The following is a 24,318-nucleotide window of genomic DNA, read 5'->3' on the forward strand; positions in this document are numbered from 1 at the left end:
ATCAGCATATCATGAACAGGCGCCTGACGCTACGTACGCCTCAGCGGTAGACCTGATCCTCCGTCGGAAAGGCGCGTTGGCGGACGTCCTCGGCGTAGGACGAGACGGCGCGCTCGATCTCTTCGGCGAGCGCGCCATAGACCTTGACGAACTTCGGCGGGCGCGGATTCAGGCCCAGCATGTCCTCCAGCACCAGGATCTGACCGTCGCAGGCGGCCGACGCGCCGATGCCGATGGTGGGGATATCGACCGCCTCGGTGATGCGGGCGGCGAGCGGCTCCACCACCCCTTCGACCACCACGCAGAACGCGCCGGCCTCTGCCACGGCCTGCGCGTCGTCGATGTGGGCGGGCCAGGTGTCCGCGTCGCGGCCCTGAGTCTTGAAGCCGCCCATCACGTGGCTCGACTGCGGCGTGAGGCCGATATGCGCCATCACCGGCACGCCACGCTCCGTCAGGAAGCGGATCGTCTCGGCCATGCGCGCGCCGCCCTCGAGCTTCACCGCGCCGCAGCCGGTCTCCTTCATGATCTTCGCGGCGTTGCGGAAGGCGACGTTGGGGCTCTCCTCGTAGGTGCCGAAGGGCATGTCGACGACCACCAGCGCCCGCCGCGTGCCGCGCACCACCGCCCGGCCGTGCATGATCATCAGGTCGAGCGGGACGCCGACCGTCGTCTCCATCCCGTGCATCACCATGCCGAGGCTGTCGCCCACCAGGATGAAGTCGGCGTAGCGGTCGACGATGGCGGCCGTGTGCGCATGGTAGGAGGTGAGGGAAACGATGGGCTCGCCGCCCTTGCGCGCGGCGATCTGGGGGACGGTGATGCGGCGGACCGGCTTCTGCGGCTCGGTGCTCATGTGGGCTCTCCTCGGGTCTGGACCACGCGCTGGTCGATCAGGGTGACGTCGCCGAAGCGCACCGCGAGCAGGATCACCACCGGCCGGGCGGGGCGGCCCCGCACTGGGGCGAGGCTGGCGGCATCGCGGATGTCGGCCGAGCGCAGCTGCGCCAGCGGCTCGGCCGCGATCAGCCGGGCGATCCGGGCGCGGGCGATCTCCGCCGTCTCACCCTCGGCTAGCAGCTCCGCCGCCTCGGCCATCGCCTGCGACAGGACCGGCGCCGCCGCGCGCTGCGCCTCCGTCAGACGCGCGTTGCGCGACGAGAGTGCCAGTCCGTCCGGCGCGCGCTGCGTCGGCACCCCCTCGATGCGGACGGGAATATCGAGGTCGCGTACCATCGTGCGGATCACGGCGAGCTGCTGGTAGTCCTTCTCGCCAAAGACGGCGATATCGGGCTGCACGATGTTGAAGAGCTTGGTCACTACCGTCGCCACGCCTCGGAAGTGGCCCGGCCTGAGCCGCCCCATCAGCACCCGCGAGAGGCCCGTGGTCTCCACCACGGTCTGCGCCTCCGTGTGGTACATCTCGCCCGGCTCCGGCGCGAACACCGCCGCCACGCCGGCCTCGCGCAACATCTGCAGGTCGCGCTCGAGCGTGCGGGGATAGGTGGAGAGGTCCTCGTTCGGGCCGAATTGGGTTGGATTGACGAAAATCGTGGCCACCACCCGGTCGGCCAACTCGGCCGCGCGCGCCACGAGCGCCATGTGACCCTCGTGCAACGCGCCCATCGTCGGCACCAGTCCGATCGTCCGCCCGCGCCCGCGTAGGTGGTTAACGGCGGTGCGGATATCCCCCTTGCTGGGACAGACGATCATCGTGGCGTTATCCTCCATCGGCTCTTCGATAGAGGCCGCAGCGGAGGGGGACAAGGACCGCCGCCCTTGCGCCGGAGGACATGGCAGGCATTCTGCGCCGAGGGACAGTCGGAGGGACGGCCATGCAGAGCCATGTTCGGGCACTGGTGATCGGCGGCGGCGCGGTCGGAACCGGGATCGCCTATGCCTTGGCGCGGGCCGGCTGGTCCGACGTGATGCTGGTGGAGCGCGACGAGCTGACCTCGGGCTCCACCTGGCACGCCGCCGGCCTCTTGCCCTACTTCAACATGAGCTACGCGACGACCCATATCCACGACCACTCCATCCGGCTCTACAAGACGCTGGAGGAGGAGACGGGGCTGAATCCCGGCTTCGCCGTCGTCGGCAACCTCCGCATGGCGCAGAGCCGGGCGCGGATGGACGAGTACATGCTCTACGCCTCCACCGCCGAGACGGCGGGCGTGCCCTATGAGTGGCTGACGCCTGACCAGATCCGCGAGCGCTGGCCGCTGGTGCGGACGGACGACCTCGAGGGCGCGATCTTCCACCCGACCGACGGCTACATCAATCCGGCCGACGTGACGCAGGCGCTGGCGCGCGGCGCACGGCAGCGCGGCGTCGCGGTGGAGAGACGCTGGCAGGCGGATGCCTACCGCTGGACCGGGTCGGAGTGGGTAGTGACGCTGACGAAGATGGTCGAACGGGGCGGCAATCTCGTGCCCTCGGACGAGCAGGTCGAGGTCACTGCCGAGCACGTCGTCACCGCCACCGGCAACCATGCGCAGCGCACCGCCCGTCTGCTGGGCCTCCACATTCCCGCGATCCCGGTCGAGCACCAGTATGTCGTGACCGAGCGCGACCCGGCGCTCGTCGAATGGCGGCAGTCGAACCCGGAGCATCCGGTCCTGCGCGACGCCGACGCCAAATGGTACGTGCGGGAAGAGCGCGGCGGCTGGATCCTCGGCCCCTACGAGCAGGGCGCGCCCGCGCGGTTCTGCCACGACGTGCCCGAGAGCTTCCGGGCCGACCTCTTCCCGCTCGACCTCGAGCGGATCGAGGCGGAGTACATGAGCTTCATCCACCGCATCCCATCGTCGGAGGAAGTGGGGCTCAAGGACGACTACAACGGCCCGATCTGCTACACGCCTGACGGAAACCCGCTGCTCGGGCCTGCGCCGGGCCTGCGCAACCTCTGGCTTGCCGAGGGCTTCTCTTTCGGCATCACCGCCGCGGGCGGGGCAGGGCACTACCTCGCGCAGCTCATGTCCGGGCATGAGCCCGAGATCGACATGACCTCGCTCGACCCGCGCCGCTTCGGCGCCTGGATGACGACCGAGTACGCCGCTCGCAAGAACGAGGAGGCCTACGCACACGTCTACATCCTGCACCACCCGGACGAGGAGCGGCCGGCGGCGCGGCCGCTGAGGACCGCGCCGTGCTACGACCGGATGGCCGCACGCGGCGCGCAGTTCGGGCAGGTCAACGGGTGGGAGCGGCCGAATTACTTCGCGCCGCAGGGCTTCTCCGACCACGACGTCCGCTCGTTCCGCCGCGGCGGCTGGTGGGAACATACGCGCGCCGAGGCGCAGGCGGTGCGCGAGGGCGTGGGCCTGCTGGACGGCACCGCCTTCGCCAAGCACCGGCTGGAGGGGCCGGGTGCGGCGGCCTTCCTAGAATGGTACACCACCAACCGCCTGCCGCGGACCGGCCGCGTCTCGCTGACCTACGCGCTGACCGACTCCGGCACCTTCCAGAGTGAGTTCACCATCGTCCGCGAGGCCGAGGACCGCTTCTACCTCATCTCCGCCGGAGCGTGGCAGGACTACGACGGCGACCTGCTGGCCAAGGCCGTCGCCGACCGCCGCGGCGACTTCAGCCGGATGCACCTCACCGACGTCACGACCCAGATCGGCGTATTCGCGGTTGCTGGGCCACGGTCGCGCGAGCTCCTGCGCCCGCTCGTCCGCGACGCAGAGCCCGGAATCGCGCTTTCGAACAAGCGCTTCCCCTGGCTCTCCGCGCGACGGATCGAGCTGATGATGGCGCCGGTCTTCGGACTGCGAGTGGCCTATACCGGCGCGCTCGGTTGGGAGCTGCACCACCCGATCGAGATGCAGAACTACCTCTTCGACCGGCTGATGGAGGCGGGTGAGGCGGTGGACCTCCGCCTCTTCGGCGCGCGCGCGCAGAACTGGCTGAGGCAGGAGAAATCCTATCGCGCATTCGGGGCCGAGCTTGGCCGGGACGCTACGCCGCTCGAAGCGGGCCTCGACCGCTTCGTCGACCAGACCCGCGAGTTCCGCGGCCGACAGGCGATGGAGGAAAACGGCATCCGCAGCCGCTGCGTCACCCTCGCCGTCGACGGTCCCGACGACGCCGACCCCTGGGGCCGCGAGGCGCTCTACGACGGTGAAACGCGGGTCGGCCGGATGACCTCGGGCGGCTACTCGGTGCACCTCGGCCGCTCTGTCGGGATGGGCTACGTCGCGCCCGACCGCGCCGCGCCGGGCACCCGGTTGCAAGTCAGGATGTTCGACCGCCTCTGGCCGGCCGAGGTGCTGGAGGATTCGCCCTACGACCCCGCCCACGCCGAACTTCGCGCCGACGGCTGAACCGTCGGCCGCATGTCCGTCCTCGCGATGAGGACGCCAGGTGTATGGGCTGCATCGCCGGCCGTCCGGCGGGTCCCCGATCGTTGGGAGGGAAGGCCGCTTTAAGGCGCGAGAGCCCGCCGTAGCGGGCTCCCGCTGTCGGATCAGTTCGGGATCTCGCCGGTCAGACCCTCGACGTAGAAGTCCATGCCGAGCAGCGTCTCGTCGTCCGCGACCTCGCCCTCGGCCAACCAGGGCGTGCCGTCCTGCCTGTTGATCGGGCCGGTGAACGGGTGGTACTCGCCCGCCGCGATCTGGTCGGCGATGTCCTGCGCCTCGGCGCGCACGTCCTCGGGGATGGCGTCCGTCATCTCGCCGATCTCGACCATGCCCTCATCGATACCGTGCCAGACCGACTGGCTCTCCCACGTGCCGTCCATCACCGCCTGCACGCGGTCGATGTAGTAGGGCGCCCAGTTGTCGATGATCGAGCTCACCCGCGGTGAGGGCTTGTACTCGGCCATGTCGCTCGCCTGGCCGAAACCGATCACGTTGCCCGCCTGCTCGGCCAGGGCCAGCGGCGCGGTCGAGTCCGTGTGCTGCAGGATGACGTCGGCGCCCTGCTCGATCAGGGCCTGCGCCGCGTCGGCCTCCTTGGCGGGATCGATCCAGGTGTAGGCCCAGACCACGCTGAATTCGACGTCGGGATTGGCCTTCTTCGCCGCGATGTAGGAGGCGTTGATGCCGCGGATCACCTCGGGGATCGGGAACGAGGCGATGTAGCCGATCTTGTTCGTCTCGGTCATCTTGCCCGCGATATGGCCGATCACCGCCCGTCCTTCGTAGAACCGCGCGCCGTAGTTCGAGACGTTCTCCGCGGTCTTGTAGCCCGTCGCATGCTCGAACTTCACGTCCGGGAAGCGCTCGGCCACGTTCATGGTCGGGTCCATGAAGCCGAATGAGGTGGTAAAGATCAGGTCCGCGCCGCCCAGCGCCATCTGCGTGATCGCCCGCTCGGCGTCGGCGCCCTCGGGCACGCTCTCCTGATAGACCGTCTCGACGGCGTCGCCGAAATGCTCCTCGACCGCCTGGCGGGCCTGGTCGTGCTCATAGGTCCAGCCGCCGTCGCCGACAGGGCCGACATAGATGAAGCCGACCTTGACCGGGTCGTCCTGCGCGGCCGCCCAGCCGGTGCCGAGGGCCAGTGCCGCCGTGGCGGCCAACAATGTTCTGCGATGCATTCTCTTTCCCCTTTCGTCGCCGGATCCCCTCCGGCCTTACTCGCTACGTTGTGGCATGGAACGCCTTCCCTAGCGATGCCGGAGCGCCGAGCGCGGTGCGCGAGCGGCTGGACATCACGACAAGCACCAGGATGGTTATCAGGTAAGGCGACATCGACAAGAGCTCGACCGGCACCGCGACGCCGGCTGCCTGCAGGTTCAGCTGCAGGACCGACACGCCGCCGAAGAGGTAAGCGCCGACTAGCACGCCAAACGGCCGCCAGCCCGAAAAGACGACGATGGCGAGCGCGATCCAGCCCGCGCCGGCTGTCATTCCCTCTGTCCATTGCGGCACCCGGATCAGGCTGAGATACGCGCCACCGAGGCCGGCGCAGGCGCCGCCGAAGAGGATCGCCGCCAGCCGGACCAGCACAACGCGGTAGCCCAGCGCGTGCGCCGCGTCGTGGTTCTCACCCACCGCGCGCAGGATCAGGCCGGCGCGCGTGCGCCGCAGAATCCACCAGACCGCCACAACGAGCGCGAGCGAGACGTAGACCATGAAATCATGGCCGAAGATCACGCGGCCTACCACCGGCAGGTCGGTCAGCGGCCCCAGATCCACCCGCGGCGTCGGCGGCGGCCGGACGCCGATGTAGGCCTGGCCGATCAGTGCCGAGAGGCCGAGCCCGAAGAGCGTGAGCGCGAGGCCCGTCGCCACCTGGTTCGACAGCAGGAATTGCGTCAGCACGCCGAAAAGCAGCGCGAGCGCCGCGCCCCCCGCCGCTGCGCCGAGAAAGCCGAGCGTGGGCGAGCCAGTCTCGACCGCCACGGCAAAGCCGCAGATCGCGCCGGTGATCATCATCCCCTCGACGCCGAGGTTCAGCACGCCCGACTTCTCGACGACCAGCTCGCCGATGGCGGCGAGCAGGATCGGCGTCGAGCCGACCATCAGGGCCGCGAGAAGGAGGATCGGGTCGATGCCGCTCATGCCACGGCTCCGAGGCGCAGGCGGTAGTTCGTCAGCACGTCGACCGCCAGCAGGAAGAAGAGCAGCATGCCCTGGAAGGCCTGGATCGCCGCCGCCGGCAGCCCCAGCATCAGCTGCGCCAGCTCGCCGCCGATGTAGGTCAGCGCCATCAGGAGGCCGGCGAGCAGGATGCCGACCGGATGCAGCCGGCCGAGGAACGCGACGATGATCGCCGTGAAGCCGTAGCCCACATTGAAGTCGATGCTGATTTGTCCCGCCGGCCCCGTCACCTCGAAGATGCCGGCCAGGCCCGCCAGCGCCCCGGAGACGCCGAGGCAGAAGATCACCAGCCGGTTCGGCTCGACCCCGGCGAAACGCGCCGCGCGCGGCGACTGCCCCGCCAGGCGCAGGTGAAAGCCGCGGATGTGCCGCGTGAGCAGGACGTAGGCCGCGATCACCGCGAGGAAGGCGGTCAGCACGCCCCAGTGCATCCCGGTGCCGCCGATGAGTTCGGCGTTTGCCGTCGGCTCCCACCGCGCGAGGTTGCGGCTGCCGGGAAAGCCGCCGCCCTCGGGGTTGCGCATCAGGCCGAGCGACATCGACGCGAGCAAGGCCTCGGCCACGTAGACGAGCAGGAGCGAGACGAGGATCTCGTTCGTCCGGAAGCGGGTCTTCAGGAGGGCGGGGATCATCGCCCAGGCCCAGCCGCCCAGCGCGCCTATGAGCACCGCCAGCGGAAAGATCCACCAGGCCTCGAGCGGATAGAGCGCGAGCGCCGTGCCCGCCCCGGCCAGAGCGCCGACGATGTACTGCCCCTCGGCGCCGATGTTCCAGACGCCGGCGCGGAAGCCCAGGCTGAGCCCGATCGCGATCAGGATCAGCGGCCCAGCCTTCACCAGGAGCTGCGGCCGCGAGTAGCCGGCGAACTGCGGGTGGAAGAGCGGGTCCCAGAAGATCGTGCGGATTGACTCGAAGGGGTCCTTGCCCAGGGCCGCGAACATCAGCCCGCCCGCGATCATCGTCAGCAGCACCGCGAGGATCGGCGTCGCGATCGTCCATGCCGTCGACGGCTCTGCGCGCGGGACGAGGCGGATCATGCGGCGCGAGGCTCAGGCGACATGCGCGGTCTCCATGTCGTGGGCGCCGCCCATCATCAGGCCGATCTCCTCCACGCTTAGCCCCCGCGCCGGGCGGGGCGGGCTCAACCGCCCTTCGTTCAGCGCGGCGAAGCGGTCCGCGATCTCCATCAACTCGTCGAGATCCTGGCTGATGACGACGATCGCCGCACCCTGCGCCGCGAGGTCAAGAAGCGCCTGCCGCACCTGCGCGGCGGCCTGCGCGTCGACGCCCCAGGTCGGCTGATTGACCACCAGCACCTCGGGCCGCTGCAGCACCTCGCGGCCGATGACGAATTTCTGCAGGTTGCCGCCCGACAGCGATCTGGCCGCGGCGCCGGGGCCGGAGGTGCGCACGTCGAAGGCCGAGATGATCCGACCGGCATAGTCCCGCGCTGCCCGCCAGCGCAGGAAGCCGTGCCGCGTCAGGTTCATCCGGGCTGCCGCGCTCAGCACCGCGTTCTCGGTCAGCGTCATGTCAGGGGCGGCGGCATGGCCCAGCCGCTCCTCCGGCGCCGCGAGCAGACCGAGGCGGCGCCGCTCCGGCGGCGGCGCATCGCCGATGGCGCGCCCTTCGAGGCGGATCGCCTCCGCCGACGCGCGGCGCTCGCCCGACAGCGCCGCCAGTAGCTCGTCCTGTCCGTTGCCCGCGACCCCGCCGATGCCCAGCACCTCGCCGCGCCGCACCTCGAACGAGACGTCCCGCAGGGCGGTGCCAAAGGCGTTGGCCGGGGCAAGCGAGAGGCTCCGCACCTCGAGCAGAACCGCCCCAGGCTCCGCCGTCTCGCGCGTCGGCGTCTGCAGCGTTCCGCCGACCATCAGCTCGGCCAGTTCACGCGCGGTGCTCTCGCGCGGATCGCAGGTGGCGACGACGCGGCCCTGCCGCAGGATCGTCGCCGCGTCGCAGAGCGCGAGGATCTCCTGCAGCTTGTGGCTGATGTAGAGGATCGCGGTGCCCTCGGCCGCGAGCCTGCGCAGCGTGGCGAAGAGGATCTCCACCTCCTGCGGGGTCAGCACGCTCGTCGGCTCGTCCATGATCAGCAGGCGCGGGTTCTGCAGCAGGCAGCGCACGATCTCGACCCGCTGCCGCTCGCCCGCACTCAGGTGTCCCACCGTGCGGCCGGGGTCGAGCGGCAGGCCGTAGGCCTGGCTGACCTCCGCGATGCGCCGGGCGAGCTGCCTCAGCGGCGGCGGGTTCTCCATTCCCAGCGCCACGTTCTCGGCCACGTCCAGCGCCTCGAAGAGCGAAAAGTGCTGGAAAACCATCGCGACGCCACCACGCCGCGCGTCGTGGGGCGTTGCCGGGGCGTAGGGCTGGCCGTGCAGCGTCATCCGCCCGGAGTCGGGCTGCACAAGACCATAGATCGACTTGACGAGGGTAGACTTGCCGGCGCCGTTTTCCCCCAGCAGGGCGTGGACCTCGCCGGGCGCCACCGAAAACGAGACGTCGTCGTTGGCAACGACGCCGGGATAGGCCTTGGTCACCCCTTCGACCGAAAGAAGCGCCGCGCCCGTCAAGAAGTAATGTCCCGCGCCATGTCCCGCTGACCCCCGCGCCTGAGTAGCGCGGCGGCGACGCCCACGGCAATGGCCTGCGGGTGCTTGCCGAGAGAGGGATCGCCGATTGGACAGTCGATGCGCGCGATCTGGGCGCTGCCGTGGCCGAGCTGCGCAAGACGGCGGCGAAAGCGAGCCCATTTGGTCGCCGACCCGATCAGGCCGCAGGTGGCGAACCCGTGCCCGAGCAGCCGGTGGCAGAGCTCGAGATCGAGCGCGTGGCTGAAGGTCAGGACCAGGTGCTCGGCCTCCGCCGGCGCACGGGCGACGAGCGATGGCGGATCGGAGGCGACGACGACCTCGACACCGTCCGGCACGTCCGGCGGAAACCGGTCCCGCGCGGTGTCAATCCAGGTGACGCTGAGATCTGGCAGCGGCGCGAGCGTTGCCACGAGGGCGCGGCCGACATGGCCTGCCCCCCAGATCCAGACCCGGCGCAGCGGGCGACACTGCGGCTCGATCATCCAGCCCTGGACCAGCTGCGGGACCACCGGCCGGCCCTGCGACCGCGCGGCGTTCAGGATGCGCCGCACGGCGAGCGGGGCGTCTCCGCTGGTCCCGGGCACCGGCCTGGCAACGACGTCGCCGCCAGCCGTGGCGAGACGGGCGGCGTCCCACGCCTCGGTCAGCAACATGACGGAGCCGCCGCAGCATTGGCCGACCGCGGGGCCGAGCGGGATGCGGTCGAGGCGATCGCCGTCGGCGTCACGGGCGCGGCGCGCAGCCTCCCACTCCAGCGCGCCGCCGCCGATCGTGCCGGACTGGCCATCAGGCCAGACCAGCATCGAGGCGCCGACCTCGCGCGGGACCGAGCCGCGGGACGCGGCGACCACGACGCGCGCCACCCGTCCGTGCCGCGCGACGGCGCCGGCGAGGGCCTCCCGTTCGAAGCTCACCGTGCGCCCTCCCGCGCCCGCCGCACCGCCGCCAGCACGCGCTCGGGCGTGGCGGGCGCGTCGAGCGCCGGATAGTGCGGCCCGCAGGCGGCGCAGGCGTCGCTGAGCGCCATGAGGACCGAGATCGCCAGCATCAGCGGCGGCTCGCCCACCGCCTTGGAACGGTAGATCGTGTCCTCGCGGTTGCGCCCGTCCCAGAGCGACACGTTGGAGACCCGCGGCCGGTCCGAGCAGGCGGGAATCTTGTAGGTCGACGGCGCGTGCGTCGCGAGGCGGCCCTTGTCCGTCCAGACCAGCTCCTCTGTGGTGAGCCAGCCGGCGCCCTGCACGAAGCCGCCCTCGATCTGGCCCATGTCCACCGCCGGGTTCAGCGAGGCGCCGCAATCGTGCAGGATGTCGGTCCTCAGGATGCGGTTCTCGCCGGTCAGCGTGTCGATCACGACCTCGGTCGCCGCCACCCCCTGCGCGAAGTAGAAGAACGGGCGGCCGCGCCCGGCGATGCGGTCCCATTCCAGCTTTGGCGTCTTGTAGAAGCCGGTGGCGGAGAGGCTGACGCGGTTCTCGTAGGCGAGCCGCACCGCCTCCTCCCACCCATAGCTCTCGCCGCCGACATGCACCCGGTCGCCTCCGAAGCGGACATCGGCGGCGCGGGCCTGGTGCCGCTCGGCGATCAGCCGGGCGATGCGGTCGCGGATCGTGTCGCAGGCGGCCTTGACCGCCATGCCGTTCAAATCGGAACCGGACGAGGCGGCGGTGGCCGACGTGTTCGGCACCTTCCCAGTGTCGGTCGCGGTGATCCGGATGCGCTCCAGCGGCACGCCGAAGCGGTGCGCGGCGACCTGACTCACCTTGCGGAAGAGACCTTGGCCCATCTCGGTGCCGCCGTGGTTCAGGTGCACCGAGCCATCCTGGTAGACATGGACCAGCGCCCCGGCCTGGTTGAGGTGGGTGAGGGTGAAGCTGATCCCGAACTTGACCGGCGTCAGGGCGAGGCCGCGCTTCAGAATTTCGTTCCCAGCGTTCCAAGCACGCACCTGCTCCCTCCGGCCGCGGTAGTCGGCGCTCTCGACAAGGCGCTCGGTCATCTCGCCGAGGACGAAGTCCTCGACCGCCATGTGGTAGGGCGTCGTCTGCGCCCCGGAGGGCGGCGGCGCGGGTTGGCCACGGGTCTCCGTCGTGCCGCGCGAGGTGAGGTCGGCGTGCGTGTCCGCCGGCGCATCGCGCCCGTCGTCGAGCGGCGCGGGGGCGGGCGCGGCATCGCCCGGCGCGGCGTCGGCGTAGTAGTTCGCCCGGCGAACCTTGACAGGGTCGCAGCCGAGGGCGTGGGCGATCTCGTCCATCACCCGCTCGATCCCGACCATCCCCTGCGGGCCGCCGAAGCCGCGAAAGGCAGTCGCGGACTGGGTGTTGGTCTTGAGCCTGTGGCTCTCGATCGTGACGTCGTCGAGCAGGTAGGCGTTGTCGGCGTGCAGCATGGCGCGGTCGGCGACCGGCAGGCTCAGATCCTGACTCCAGCCGCAGCGTGCGAACTGACGGAATTCGATGCCGCGGATGCGGCCGTCATCGTCATATCCAGCGCGGTAGTCGATGCGGAAGTCGTGGCGCTTGCCGGTGATGACCATGTCATCGTCGCGGTCGTAGCGCATCCGGCAGGGGCGGCCGGTGACGCGGGCTGCCACGGCACAGGCGACGGCGAGAGCGTTGGCCTGGCTCTCCTTGCCGCCGAAGCCGCCGCCCATGCGCCGGACCTCGACCCGGACGGCGGCCATCGGCAGGCCGAGCGCGTCGGCGACCTTGTGCTGGATCTCCGTCGGATGCTGGCTGGAGGTGTGGACGACCATGTCGCCCCCCTCCTGCGGGAGGGCGAGGGCGGCCTGCCCCTCGAGGTAGAAGTGCTCCTGTCCGCCGATCTCGATCCGGCCCTCCAGCCGGTGCGGCGCGGCGGCGATGGCGCGGTTTGCGTCGCCCTTGCGGTAGAAGCGCGGACCCTCCTCGAACCGGCTGTCGGCGGCGAGGGCGTCGTCGATGCTGAGGATAGCCGGCTCTTCCCTGATCTCGACGCTGGCGCGGCGCACGGCCTTGCGGGCGGCGAGGTGGCTGTTGGCGATGGCGAGGAACAGGGGCTGGCCCATGTGGTGCACGCGGCCGGTCGCCAGCAGTGGCTCGTCGTGGGCCGAGGGCGAGGTGTCGGCGCTGTTTGGCAGGTCTTCCGCCGCCAGCACCGCGACGACACCGGGGGCCGAGCGGACGGCGGCGAGGTCCATCGCGACGATCTCGCCGCAGGCGGTGTCGGACAGGCCGAAGCAGAGGTGCAGCGTGTCGTGCGGGGCAGGGATGTCGTCGACGTAGCGCGCCGTACCCGTCACATGCAGGACCGCCGCATCGTGCGGGATCGGACGGCCCACGCTCACGGCTGCACCTCGAGCAGGCGGGCGGCTGTCCCGGCGCTTTCGTGGAAGTACCGCACGAGCAGGTTGGCGGCGGTCTCCAGCCGGTAGCCGGCTGAGGCGCGCATGTCGCTCAGGGGCTGGAAATCTTCGGCCATCGCACTGCATGCGCGATCGACTGCGGCCTGGCTCCAATTCCGGCCGGTGAGGGCGGCTTCGACGGCGCGGGCGCGCTTCGGGGTGCCGGCCATTCCGCCGAAGGCGATCCGTGCGTCGGTCACGCCACCGTCCTCGACCGTGATGCGGAAGCAGCCGCAGAGGGCCGAGATGTCCTGGTCGAAGCGCTTGGAGATCTTGTAGCACCGCAGGCGGTCGGTCTGGCGCGGGACGCTTACCGCCTCCACGAACTCGCCCGGCCGGCGATCCTGCTTGCCGTAGTCGATGAAGAAGTCCTCGAGCGGGATCGACCGCCGCGTGTCGCCCTGGCGCAGGTGCAGCGTCGCACCGAGCGCGATCAGGGCCGGTGGCAGGTCGCCGATCGGCGAGCCATTGGCGATGTTGCCGCCGACCGTCGCCGCGCCGCGCACCTGCGCCGCGCCGAAGCGGCGGATCAATTCAGCAAGGTCGGGGTGGAGCGGGGCTATGGCGGGTCGCAGATCCTCAAGCGTGGCGGTGGCGCCTATGCAGACCTCGTCCTCGCCGACCTCGACGAAGCGCAGGTCCTCGATCCCGGCGATAAAGGCGAGCGGCGAGGGTTCGCGCAGGCCCTTCGTCACCCATAGGCCAACGTCGGTCGCACCGGCAACGAGCACGCCGTCGGGGTGCGCCAGATACCAGGCGGCGAGTTCGTCGGCGGTGCGGGGGCGCACCCACGTCGGATGCGCCGCCATGTCGGCGCCGCATGCGGCGGAGGTTTCGGCGAGGGGCGCACGGCGGCCCCAGTCGGCAGGTGCCGTGGCGTGCGGGGGCGCGGCCTCGTCGGAGGAGGGGGCCGTTGGCCCCCCCGCCTCCTCGGCCGCCGCGGCTGTCGCCGCGGGACGGGCGGAGAGGGCGCGCGCAGGATCGTCGCGCATCCAGTCGGGTACGGGCTCGGCCGCCGCAGCCTCTGCCGCGCGCACGATCGGGGCGTAGCCGGTGCAGCGGCAGAGGTTTCCCGCGAGCTGGTCGTCGTGATCCGTCCGGCCCCTGAGATGCGCGGCCGCCATGGTGGTGATGAAGCCGGGGGTGCAGAAGCCGCATTGCGAGCCGTGGTGCTCGATCATCGCGCGCTGGACCGGGTGGAGTTCGCCCTCGGGTCCGGCCACGCCCTCGACCGTGCGGACGGCCTTACCGTCGAGCTGGGGCAGGAACAGGATGCAGGCGTTCAGCGCGCGCGTGCCGCGGCCGTCGGTTACGACGACGGAGCAGGCGCCGCAGTCACCCTCGTTGCAGCCCTCCTTGGTGCCCGTCAGCCCGCGATCGAGGCGCAACCAGTCGAGCAGGGTGCGGGTGGGATCGTCGCCGCCGACGCTCACGGGCGCTCCGTTCAGAAGGAAGGTGGTTGGCATGGCGCCATCCGCCGCTTTCTCTGCACCGGCGATCTCGCTGGGCCCGCCCGATGCGGCGTAAAGCGGCGCCCGTCGCCCTTCGACGGGCGATGAGAGCGCCGTTCGCGGATCATTGCAAGGCTGCCGATGAGCCAGGAGAGCGTGACGCCGGGGTAGGGCGCGCCCGACAGAAAGCTTCTCAGACCGACTGCGCGACCTCGTCGAGCTGGCGGGCGGCCGCCATCCAGCCGTCGTGGAAGCCCATCGCCTCGTGCTTCTCTCGATCGGCCAAGTCCTTGTGACGGACCTCGGCGCGGTAGAGTGTGCCATCGTCGTCGGGCGTAAGCGTGATGTCGGCGGTCATGAAGGCGGTCGGGTTCGGGCGAAAACCTTCGGAGAGCGCGTCGGTCCAAACGAGTCGCCGCTCTGTTTCCACGAGGAGGACACAACCTTCGCCTGGTTCCGGTGCCTCGCCGTCCGGCCCCTCCATCCGCGTGAAGAAGCGGCCACCGGGTCGCAGGTCGAGCACCGCCTCCTTGGTGCGCCACGGGCGCGGGCAGAACCAGCGCATGATCAGGTCGGCCTCGGTCAGAGCGCGCCAGACCTTCGCTGGCGGGGCGTCGAGGTGAACCTCCAGGACGAGATCGTCGCCTTCAACAGGGGTAGACGCCATGCGATTTCCTCCATCGGTCTGAAGTCGCACGGGCTGCTGCCCGGCCAGCCATGAATACCGATTTCTCATTCCGAGACCAGCGGGATAGGCTTTGCACATGTCCGAAGCGCCTCGATTCATCCACCTCCGCGTCCACACCGAATACTCGCTGCTCGAGGGGGCGGTGCGGCTGAAGTCGTTGCCGAAGCTCGCGGCTGCGGCGGGTACGCCGGCCATCGCGGTGACGGACAGCAACAACCTCTTCGGCGCGCTCGAATTCGCGGAGGCGGCGCGCGGCGCGGGCATCCAGCCCATCGTCGGCTGCCAGGCGGACCTTCTGGCCGAGCCTCCCGCGCCCGGAGAGCCGGCACTGCCGCCGGCGCCGATTGTCCTCCTGGCGCAGGACGAGACGGGCTACGGCAACCTCATGAAGCTCAACACGGCGCTCTATCTGCAGCAGGGGCGCGAGGTGCCGCACCTGACGCTCGCCGACCTTGCGGAGCGGGCGCAGGGCCTAGTCTGCCTGACGGGCGGTCCGGACGGGCCGGTGGGGCGACTCCTGCGGACGGGCAAGCGCCAGCGGGCCGAGGCGCTGGTGACGCGGCTGGCGGCGATCTTTCCTGACCGCCTCTACGTGGAACTGCAGCGCCATCCGGGCGAGGAAGGCGCACCCGAGGCCGAGCGCCTGACCGAGCGTGGCTTCGTCGAACTGGCCTATGCGATGGACCTGCCGCTCGTCGCGACGAACGACGTGCATTTCCCGAAGCCGGAGATGTACGAGGCGCACGACGCGCTGATCTGCATTGCCGAGGGTGTCTATGTCGACCAGCAGGCGCCGCGGAGGCGGCTGACGCCCCAGCACTATCTCAAGTCGCCGCAGGAGATGGCGACCCTCTTCGCCGACCTGCCCGAAGCGCTGGAGAACACGGTCGAGATCGCGCGGCGCTGCGCCTATGCGCCACGCAAGCGCGACCCGATCCTGCCGCGCTTCGCCGATGACGAGGTGGAGGAGCTGAGGCGGCAGGCGCGCGAGGGGCTGAGGGCGCGGCTGGCCGTCATCCCGCACGCGGCGTCGGTCGAGGAGTACGAGAAGCGACTGGAGTTCGAGCTCGGCATCATCGAGGGGATGGGGTTCCCGGGCTACTTCCTAATCGTCGCGGACTTCATCAAGTGGGCGAAGGAGCGGGACATTCCGGTGGGGCCGGGGCGGGGCTCGGGCGCGGGCAGCCTCGTGGCCTATGCATTGACGATTACCGACCTCGATCCATTGCGTTACAGCCTGCTCTTCGAGCGGTTCCTGAACCCAGAGCGGGTGTCGATGCCCGACTTCGACATCGACTTCTGCATGGACCGGCGGGAGGAGGTGATCGAGTACGTCCAGGGCAAGTACGGCGCCGAGAAGGTGGCGCAGATCATCACCTTCGGCGCACTCCTGTCCAAGGCGGCGGTGCGCGACGTGGGCCGCGTCTTGCAGATGCCCTACGGGCAGGTGGACCGGCTCTCGAAGCTGATCCCGGTGGAGGGGGTGAAGCCCGTCTCGATCGAGAAGGCGCTGGCGACGGAGGAGCGGCTGCGCGACGCGGCCAGGGCCGAGGAGGTGGTGGATCGCCTGCTGACATACGCGCGACAGGTTGAGGGCCTGCTCAGGAACGCCTCGACCCACGCGGCGGGGGTGGTGATCGGGGATCGGCCGCTCGACGAGCTGGTGCCGCTCTACCGCGACCCGCGTTCGGACATGCCGGCGACGCAGTTCAACATGAAGTGGGTCGAGGCGGCGGGCCTCGTGAAGTTCGACTTCCTCGGCCTCAAGACGCTGACGGTGATCCAGAACGCCATCGACCTGATCCACGGCTCGGGGCGGGACCTTCATGTCGCGGCGGACGGGGACACGATCTATGAACCGTTCGAGGGGGCGAAGAACGACATCGGGCAGATCCCGCTCGACGACGAGCGGACATACGAGCTCTACGCGCGGCAGAAGACGGTCGCGGTGTTTCAGGTGGAATCGGACGGAATGAAGCGCGCCCTGGGGCAGCTGAGGCCGACCTGCATCGAAGACATCATCGCGCTGGTCGCCCTCTACCGGCCGGGGCCGATGGAGAACATCCCCCAGTTCTGCGACGTCAAGAACGGGCGGGCGGAGCGCGGCTCGATCCACCCGTCGATCGACCACATCCTGGACGAGACCCAGGGCATCATCGTCTACCAGGAGCAGGTGATGCAGATCGCGCAGGAGATGGCGGGCTATTCGCTGGGCGGCGCGGACCTGCTGCGCCGGGCGATGGGCAAGAAGATCCAGGCGGCGATGGACGCCGAGCGGCCGAAGTTCATTGCCGGCGCACAGGCGAACGGCGTGGACAAGGAGAAGGCGGTCGAAGTCTGGAACCTGCTCGACAAGTTCGCGAACTACGGCTTCAACAAGTCGCACGCGGCGGCCTACGCCGTGGTCAGCTACCAGACCGCCTGGCTCAAGGCGAACCATCCCGTCGAGTTCATGGCCGGCGTGATGAACTGCGACATCCACCTGACCGAGAAGCTCGCCGTCTATGCCGAGGAGGTGCGGCGAGGGCTGGAGATCGAGATCGTGCCGCCCTGCGTGAACCGATCCGACGCGACCTTCACGGTGAAGGACGGCAAGCTGGTCTATGCGCTGGGCGCACTCAAGAACGTCGGTGTCGAGGCGATGCGGCTGATTGTCGAGGGGCGGGATGGGCGGCCCTTCGCGACGCTCTACGACATGGCGCGGCGGGTAGATCTCCGGCGGATCGGCAAGCGGCCGATGGAGATGCTGGCGCGGGCGGGGGCATTCGACGAGCTCGACCGCAACCGGCGGCGGGTATTCGAGAGCCTCGACGCGCTCTGCGCCTATTCTGGCGCGGCGCACGACCAGCGCGCCTCGGCGCAGGTCTCGCTCTTCGGGGAGGCGGGCGACGACCTGCCGGAGCCGCGTCTGGCGCGGGTCGAGGACTGGCTGCCGGACGAGAAGCTGGCGGAGGAGCTGAAGGCGGTCGGCTTCTACCTCTCCGGCCACCCGCTCGACGACTACATGTCGCGCCTGAAGCGCAAGGACGTGATGACGCTGGCGGAGGTGTCGGCCAAGGCCGAGCACGGACCGCTGCTCGCCAAGGTCGCCGGCGCGGTGACGGGCCGGCAGGAGCGCAAGTCGGCGCGCGGGACCCGATACGCATTCGTGCAGGCTTCGGATCCGACCGGCCTCTACGAGGCGACGGTCTTTTCCGACACGCTCGACGCGGCGCGCGATCTGCTGGAGCCGGGCGCGAAGGTGGTGATGACGGTCGAGGCGACGATGGAGGGCGAGACGCTGAAGCTGCTGGCGCGGTCGGTGGTGCCGGTCGACGCGGTGGCGGCGGATGCGGGCGGCATGGCGCTGAAGGTCTTCATCAATGCGCCGGAGGCGGTCGCGTCGGTGAAGTCGGTGCTCGAGCGGATGGCCGACGGGCGCGGAGCGCGCGGCAAGGGCCCCATCACTTTCACTATCGCCGACCCCGCGACGGGACAGGAGGTGGACCTGACGCCGTCGCGCGAATGGCCGCTGACGCCCGCGATCCGCAGCGCGCTGAAGTCGCTGCCGGGCGTGGTGCAGGTCGACGAGGCCTGAGCCCGCGAGGGGGCGCGGGCGCGTCGGAGAGGGCCTGTGGCCCCCGCCTCCGCGCCCGCCGGCGGCTGACGCCGCCGACGCCCATGTCAGCCCGAGATGCGGGAGCGGCCAGCGCGCGGCCAGCGCAGCAGGCGGCCGTCGATTAGCGCAAGGCCGATCGCGATGGCGGCGAGGCCGACGAGGTGGCGCGGGACCAGCGTCTCATCAAGGAGGACAGTGCCGAGCAGAATGGCTGTCACCGGCACCAGGAAGGTGACCAGCAGAATGTTCACGGCGCCCGAGGCGGCGAGGATGCGGAAGTAGATGACATAGGCGAGGGCGGTGCAGACCAGCGCCAGCCCGAGCACCGATGCCGTGGCGGCGAGCGAGGGCGAGAGGCGCCACGGCTGGTCGAGCATGAGCGCCAGCGGCACGAGCATGAGCGTCGAGGCGGTCACCTGGCCCGTCGCAATCTGCATGGGCGCGACGCCGAGGCGTGCAAACCTGCGGCCGAAGACGCCGGCGATGGCGTAGCAGAGCGCCGCGCCCAGGATCGCGATCTGCGCCCAGACGGCGCTGTCGAGGTCGCCGAGCGCGGCACCGCCCACCATCACAGCCACTCCCGCCAGTCCAGTCAACACGCCTGCCAGCCTGCCGAACGAGATGCGCTCGTCGGATGTGCCGAGGTGCGCCACGATCACGCCGAAGAGCGGTGTCGTGGCGTTGAGAATGGCGGCCACGCCGGATGCCAGGTGCGACTGGCCCCAGACGATGAGCGCGAACGGGAGCGCATTGTTGACGAGGCCCATCACGAGGCAGGCGCCCCATGTGCGGTGCGGCACCCGGCGGCCGCTGGCGGCGAGCACCACCCACAGGCCCGCCGCGGCCAGGGCGACGCGGCCGGCGACGATGGTGAGCACAGGGATCTCCTCCACCGCGACGGCGACGAAGAAGAACGAGCCGCCCCAGATCACGCTGAGGGCGAGGAGAAGGGACCATTCGACGAGGCCCATGCGAGGGGCGGACGGAGTCATGACGCTCGCATGCCACGGCGCCGCGCCGTGCACGACCCGGAAGCTGCGCATTGACGCGCGGCGGCGCCCTAGACGCGGCCGCTGGCCGACATCAGGATCGCCGCAGGCCGGGTCTCGCGGATCTCGGCCAGCACGATCACGAGACTCGCCGTCAGCGGCACCGACAGGATCGCGCCCGGCACGCCCCAGAGTGCCCCCCAGAAGGCCAGCGCCAGCAGCACGACGAACGGGCTGAGGTTGAAGGCGCGGCCCATCATCCGTGGCTCGAGCACCCCGCCCACGTAGACTTGCGCCGCGGTCAACGTCACCAGGGCGAGGAGTGCGAAGGCGATGGAGCCCGACTGCGCGAGGCTGAGCAGCACCGGAAAGAGCACGCCGATGAGCGAGCCGACATAGGGGATGTAGTTCAGGAACGCGATCAGCACGGCCCAGAACAGCGCGAACTCGATCCCGATCAGCCACATGATCGCGAACGAGATCAGTCCGAGGATCACATTCACCAGCGTCTTCACGAGAAGATACTGCCCAACCCGCTCGTTGATCCGGGCGAGAAGGGCGAGCGCGCGCTCGCCCCGCTCCGTGTCGCCCATCGCCAAGCGCAGCTTCCGCTCGAACTGCACCCGTTCCGAAACGAAGAACGACGCGTAGAGCACGACGAGGAACAGCGTCACACCGAACCCGCGCAACGACGCGGCGACCGGCGCGATCATGCGCGTGCCGCTGATGCGGTCCAGCGTCGCCTCGCGCACCCGCTCCCAGCTCGGCTCGTCGTCGATCCCGACGAGGTTGGCGCCGCGGCCGATCAGCGCGTCGAGGTTCTGCTCGTAGCCCGGGATCGCGGCGGCGACGCGGGCGAAGCTGGTGGCGATCAGGGTGAAGATCGCCACCGCCGCGAGGGTGAAGCCGATGAGAACGACCGTCCTGAGCAGCCAGAGTGGCGCCACGCGCAGGAACGGCAGCCTGCGGATACTGCTGGCCGCGGCCGAAAGGATGTAGAGGGCGACGATGGCGGCGATCACCGGCAGGAGGATCGGCTTGCCGATCCAGAGCAGCCAGCCCAGCATGATCGCGAGGGCGGTGGCATAGGTAACGTTGCGCAACTGCATCTGTCCCGCCCGTCCCCTGTATATCGATGAGCCCCGCGACCGAGGCGAGAGGGTCCCATGAGGAACGCCCTCGCGCAAGGTGCGGGGTGTCAGGCGAAGACGAGTTGGGCCTTGACGGCGCGGCTGCGATCGCCGGCGACGCGAAACGCCTCGGCCAGATCCTCGGGCGCGAAGCTGTGGGTGATGATCGGCTTCACGTCGATCGCGCCGCTGTCGATCAGATGTGCTGCCTCGGCGAATTCGGCGTGAAAACGGTGCGTGCCGATGAAGGCGATCTCTTTGCCGACGAGCGCGTTGATCGGCACGGGGAGGGTGCCGCCGACGCCGACCTGCACCAGCCGTCCGCGGGGGCGGAGGGTGCGGATCGCGGTCTCGATCGCGGGCGCGGCGGCGGAGCACTCGAAGACCGCGTCGAATTGGCCCTTGTCGGTCTCGTAAGCTTCCAGCGCGGCAGCGTCGCGGGCGACGTTGACTGTAGAGGTCGCCCCCATGCGCGCGGCGATGGCGAGCGGGTGGTCATGGAGGTCGGTGGCCACGACCTCGGCGGCGCCGCGGTGGCGGGCGACGGCGACGCAGAGCGCGCCGATCGGGCCGGCGCCGGTGACGAGAACACGGGCGCCGGCGAGGTCGCCCGCTTGGTTGGCGGCATGGAGGCAGACGGCAAGGGGTTCGGCGCAGGCGGCCTCGGCTACGGTCACGCGATCCGAGACCTTTTCGGCGCGGGCGGCGGGGACGGCGATGCTGTCGCGGAAGGCGCCCTGTTCGTGCGGGAATCGCAGGGCGGAGCCGAAGAAGCGCATGTTGAGGCAGTGGTTGAAGAGCCCCTCGCCGCAGAACCGGCAGTGGCCGCAGGGCTGGCTGGGGTTCAGCGCGACCCGGTCGCCGGGGGCGAGGGTGGTGACGCCGGGGCCGAGCCGTTTGACGGTGCCGGCGACCTCGTGGCCGAGGATGATCGGCTCGCGAACCCGGATCGGGCCGAAGCCGCCGTCCTGAAAGTAATGCAGGTCCGAGCCGCAGATGCCGCCCGCGCCGACGCGGACGAGGACTTCACCCTCGCCGGGTTCGGTGGGCTCGATCGTCTCGAGGCGAAGGTCGTTCTGAGAGTGCAGGCGGCAGACGCGGATCATTGGGGTTCCCTCAGTCGAAGAGCACCGACGGCAGCCATGTGGCCAGCGGCGGCACGTAGGAGACCACGAACAGGATCAGGATGTTGGTGGCGATGAAAGGCATGATGGCCCGCACCACCGGCGCCAGCGGCAGCCGCGCGATGTTCGCGCAGACGAAGAGGCAGACGCCGATTGGGGGTGTGGTGAGGCCGATCATCAGGTTCAGAACCGCGATGATTGCAAAGTGAATCGGATCCACGCCCACGCTGGTCGCGAGGGCGAGGAGCGGCACGAAGAGCACGATCAGCGCCGCAATGGTCTCCATGAACATGCCGACAAAGAGCAGGCAGAGGTTGATGAGCAGGATCACCAGATACTTGTTCTCAGTCACCGACAGCACGGCGGCGGTGATCGTCTGCGGAATGCGCTCCGAGACGAGAATCCAGCCGAAGACGTTGGCGAAGCCCACGAGAACCAGGATCGCCGCCGACGAGATCGCCGAATTCACCAGCACGGTCGGCACCTGCCGGAACGGAAGTTCGCGGTAGACGAAGCAGCCGACGAGGAAGGCGTAGACACTGGCGACCACCGCCGTTTCGGTCGGCGTCATCAGACCTGTCAGCAGTCCGCCGATGATGAGCGCCGTCATGAAGAGCGCCCAGAATGCGCCGAGGAACGAGCGCCCCAACTCGCGAAGGCCCTGCCACTCTTGCCGCGGAAAGCCGCGGCGGACGGCAATGACGTAGGTCGTCACCATCATCGCGAGGCCGAGCAGGATACCCGGTATCGCGCCCGCCATGAACATCCGCCCCACCGAGATTCCGGAGAGCGAGCCCACCAGGATCATCGGTACGGACGGCGGGATGATCGGGCCGACGGTCGAAGAGGCGGCAGTGACGGCGGCCGAGAAATCAGCGGGGTAGCCGACCTTCTTCATGCCGGGGATCATCACCCCGCCGATCGAGGCCGCGTCCGCGACCGCTGTCCCCGAGATGCCGCCGAAGAGCATCGACGAGGCGACGTTCGAGAGGCCCAGCCCGCCGCGGATCCACCCCACCATCGCGTTGGCGAGGCGGATGATCCGCTCGGTGATGCCGCCGTGGTTCATCAGGTTGCCGGCCAGGATGAAGCCGGGGATCGAGAGCAGGACGAAAACGTCCATGCCGGCGTACATCTTCTGCGGGATCACCACGATCGGCAGCCCGGCCGAGAAGATGTAGGCGAGCGACGACAGGCCGAGCGTGATCGCCACGGGAAGGCCGATGGCGAGGCCGGCGACGAAGACGCCAAGGAGGATCGCGAGGCTCATGCCTGTTTGTCCGGATTGATGACGGGGCGCCCGTCAGATGTGCCGCGCAGCATCTCGACGATGCGCAGGAGCGCGAACACCATCAAAAGGACGAGCAGCACCAGTATGCTGGCGTGGATCCAGTTCATGCCGACCTTGAGCACCGGCGACGTCTGTCGCGCGCCGATTGCCGTGTAGCGCCAGGCGGGCCAGATCAGAACGGCGCAGAGGCCGACGGTGGCGATGGCCGAGGTCAGGCGCATGATCCAGGGCCAGCGGCCCGGCAACGCCTCGGAGAGGATGTCGACGTTGACGAGGTCGCCCGAGCGGAACGAGAGGCCGGCGCCGCAGGCGATGGTCCAGAGCATCGCGTAGCGCGTCAGTTCCTCGGTCCAGGACGGCGAGCTGTTGACGACGGAGCGGCCGATTACCTGCGTGAGCACGGCGAAGATCAGGACGAGAAAGCCGAGCCCCGTGCCGATGCGGCAAAGCCGGACCAGGGCGGACTGGAAGCTGTTCATGGGGTCGACCTTGACCAGGGGAGGCGCCGGGCGGCGGAACCGCCCGGCACGTGGTGCTTAGTTCCCGAAGAGCTGTTCGGCGGTATCGCGGACCGAAGGATCGACGTTCTCAACGACGGCCGGACGCGCCTTTTCAGCGAATGCCTGCTTGTCGACCTCGACAAACTCCATCCCCCGCTCCTCGAGCTCGGTCCGCAGGCGCTGCTCGTCCTCGAGGAACAGCTCGCGCTCATACGCCTGGGCGCGGGCGGCGGCTTCCGTGACCGCCTCCTGGTCCTCGGCCGAGAGCGAATTCCACGTCTGCTCCGAGATCGTCAGGTAGATCCACGACCGCACGTGCTCGGTCAGGTTTACGTAGTCCTGCACCTCGTTGAAGTTCGCCGAGGCGATCAGCGCCAGCGGGTTCTCCTGCGCATCGATCGTGTTGTTCTGCAGCGAGGTGAAGACCTCGGAGAAGGCCATCGGGGTAGGGTTCGCGCCGAGCGCCGACCAGGTGTTCACGAAAAGCGGCACGTTCGGCACCCGCAGCACGAGGCCGTCCAGCTCGTCCGGCGTCGTGATCGGCCGGTTCGACGTGAGGTTCCGCGGCCCGCGCGCAAAGTAGGCGATCGGGCGGATCTGCGCGTTATCAATGATTTGCTGCTCGATCTGGTCGCCGATCTCGCCCGACGCGACCTCGTCCATTTCTTCGAGCGACTCGTAGGCGTAGGGCAGGGCGAGCAGCGAGGCCATAGGCGCCCAGTTCTGCAGGCTTTCGCCGGTAATGGTCATGTCGGCCGTGCCAAGCTGCATCCCGTTGATGAGGTCCATCTCCGAACCCAGCGACTCGTTCGGATAGACCTCGACGGCAATACGGCCGTCGGTCAGGCTCTCCAGCTCCTCGCCAAAGCGAACGGCGGCCTTGTGCCAGGTGTTGTCCTCGTTGGCGAGGTGGCCGAGCTGCAGCGTGCGCTCCTGCGCCATCGCGGCGCCGGTCAGCAGCAGTGTCGCTGCGCCCGCAAGAATTCCTCGGGTCAGTTGGGTCGTCATGGTGGTCCTCCC

At 69.6% G+C, this 24,318-nt stretch carries 18 protein-coding genes; 2 read left to right on the forward strand and 16 right to left on the reverse strand.

Going from position 1 to position 24,318, the window contains the following annotated elements:
* Positions 1–40: 40 nt before the first annotated feature.
* Positions 41–856, reverse strand: coding sequence for a 3-methyl-2-oxobutanoate hydroxymethyltransferase (panB, locus tag JM664_RS07030; RefSeq protein ID WP_227419210.1), 816 nt, complete (start codon positions 854–856; stop codon positions 41–43).
* Entirely contained in the window at positions 853–1,731 is an 879-nt protein-coding gene (gene panC / locus JM664_RS07035) for a pantoate--beta-alanine ligase (protein ID WP_319637522.1), read from the reverse strand. Before panC ends, panB begins: the two co-directional genes overlap by 4 nt.
* Positions 1,732–1,835: 104 nt before the next feature.
* Here panC and JM664_RS07040 point away from each other — a divergent pair, with 104 nt between their 5' ends.
* Positions 1,836–4,325 carry a GcvT family protein gene (locus JM664_RS07040; RefSeq protein ID WP_227419211.1) on the forward strand — a complete coding sequence of 830 codons (2,490 nt, stop codon included), beginning with the start codon at positions 1,836–1,838 and terminating at the stop codon, positions 4,323–4,325.
* A 143-nt stretch (positions 4,326–4,468) separates the two neighbouring features.
* Here JM664_RS07040 and JM664_RS07045 read toward each other — a convergent pair whose 3' ends face one another.
* The 8 genes from JM664_RS07045 to JM664_RS07080 all read right to left on the reverse strand — a co-directional run bounded on the left by JM664_RS07045 (position 4,469) and on the right by JM664_RS07080 (position 14,645).
* Positions 4,469–5,545, reverse strand: a complete 1,077-nt coding sequence (locus JM664_RS07045) for a BMP family ABC transporter substrate-binding protein (RefSeq protein ID WP_227419212.1) — start codon at positions 5,543–5,545, stop codon at positions 4,469–4,471.
* Positions 5,546–5,588: 43 nt separating this feature from the next.
* Entirely contained in the window at positions 5,589–6,512 is a 924-nt protein-coding gene (locus JM664_RS07050; protein WP_227419213.1) for an ABC transporter permease, read from the reverse strand.
* Positions 6,509–7,588, reverse strand: coding sequence for an ABC transporter permease (locus tag JM664_RS07055; protein WP_227419214.1), 1,080 nt, complete (start codon positions 7,586–7,588; stop codon positions 6,509–6,511). The genes JM664_RS07050 and JM664_RS07055 overlap by 4 nt, the downstream gene beginning before the upstream one ends.
* Before the next feature lie 12 nt (positions 7,589–7,600).
* Entirely contained in the window at positions 7,601–9,124 is a 1,524-nt protein-coding gene (locus tag JM664_RS07060) for an ABC transporter ATP-binding protein (RefSeq protein ID WP_227419215.1), read from the reverse strand.
* Positions 9,121–10,059 carry a xanthine dehydrogenase accessory protein XdhC gene (gene xdhC / locus JM664_RS07065; protein WP_227419216.1) on the reverse strand — a complete coding sequence of 313 codons (939 nt, stop codon included), beginning with the start codon at positions 10,057–10,059 and terminating at the stop codon, positions 9,121–9,123. Before xdhC ends, JM664_RS07060 begins: the two co-directional genes overlap by 4 nt.
* Entirely contained in the window at positions 10,056–12,470 is a 2,415-nt protein-coding gene (xdhB, locus tag JM664_RS07070) for a xanthine dehydrogenase molybdopterin binding subunit (protein WP_227419217.1), read from the reverse strand. Before xdhB ends, xdhC begins: the two co-directional genes overlap by 4 nt.
* Positions 12,467–13,993 carry a xanthine dehydrogenase small subunit gene (gene xdhA / locus JM664_RS07075; RefSeq protein ID WP_227419218.1) on the reverse strand — a complete coding sequence of 509 codons (1,527 nt, stop codon included), beginning with the start codon at positions 13,991–13,993 and terminating at the stop codon, positions 12,467–12,469. Before xdhA ends, xdhB begins: the two co-directional genes overlap by 4 nt.
* A 178-nt stretch (positions 13,994–14,171) precedes the next feature.
* Complete coding sequence (locus JM664_RS07080) at positions 14,172–14,645, reverse strand: SRPBCC family protein (protein ID WP_227419219.1); 474 nt, start codon at positions 14,643–14,645, stop codon at positions 14,172–14,174.
* 97 nt (positions 14,646–14,742) lie between these two features.
* On the opposite strand from JM664_RS07080, the gene dnaE reads away from it, so the two are divergent.
* Entirely contained in the window at positions 14,743–18,243 is a 3,501-nt protein-coding gene (dnaE, locus tag JM664_RS07085; protein WP_227419220.1) for a DNA polymerase III subunit alpha, read from the forward strand.
* 86 nt (positions 18,244–18,329) lie between these two features.
* Here dnaE and JM664_RS07090 read toward each other — a convergent pair whose 3' ends face one another.
* From JM664_RS07090 to JM664_RS07115, 6 genes are all read right to left on the reverse strand, one after another.
* Positions 18,330–19,235: a DMT family transporter gene (locus JM664_RS07090; RefSeq protein ID WP_227419221.1), complete on the reverse strand. Its 906-nt coding sequence runs from the start codon at positions 19,233–19,235 to the stop codon at positions 18,330–18,332.
* An 89-nt stretch (positions 19,236–19,324) separates the two neighbouring features.
* Positions 19,325–20,362 (reverse strand): AI-2E family transporter, encoded by a 1,038-nt coding sequence (locus JM664_RS07095; RefSeq protein WP_227419222.1) that lies wholly within the window; start codon positions 20,360–20,362, stop codon positions 19,325–19,327.
* A gap of 89 nt (positions 20,363–20,451) precedes the next feature.
* A complete protein-coding gene (locus JM664_RS07100; RefSeq protein WP_227419223.1) occupies positions 20,452–21,489 on the reverse strand; it encodes an L-idonate 5-dehydrogenase in 1,038 nt (345 codons plus the stop codon).
* 10 nt (positions 21,490–21,499) lie between these two features.
* The gene (locus JM664_RS07105) at positions 21,500–22,777 is read right to left on the reverse strand and encodes a TRAP transporter large permease (RefSeq protein WP_227419224.1); all 1,278 of its coding nucleotides are present in this window, start codon (positions 22,775–22,777) and stop codon (positions 21,500–21,502) included.
* Positions 22,774–23,277, reverse strand: coding sequence for a TRAP transporter small permease (locus tag JM664_RS07110; protein WP_227419225.1), 504 nt, complete (start codon positions 23,275–23,277; stop codon positions 22,774–22,776). Before JM664_RS07110 ends, JM664_RS07105 begins: the two co-directional genes overlap by 4 nt.
* A 57-nt stretch (positions 23,278–23,334) precedes the next feature.
* Positions 23,335–24,306, reverse strand: a complete 972-nt coding sequence (locus JM664_RS07115) for a TRAP transporter substrate-binding protein (RefSeq protein ID WP_227419226.1) — start codon at positions 24,304–24,306, stop codon at positions 23,335–23,337.
* Positions 24,307–24,318: the final 12 nt, after the last annotated feature.

Source organism: Roseitranquillus sediminis, from assembly GCF_016918935.1.
In the GTDB taxonomy this organism is placed as follows: domain Bacteria; phylum Pseudomonadota; class Alphaproteobacteria; order Rhodobacterales; family Rhodobacteraceae; genus Roseitranquillus; species Roseitranquillus sediminis.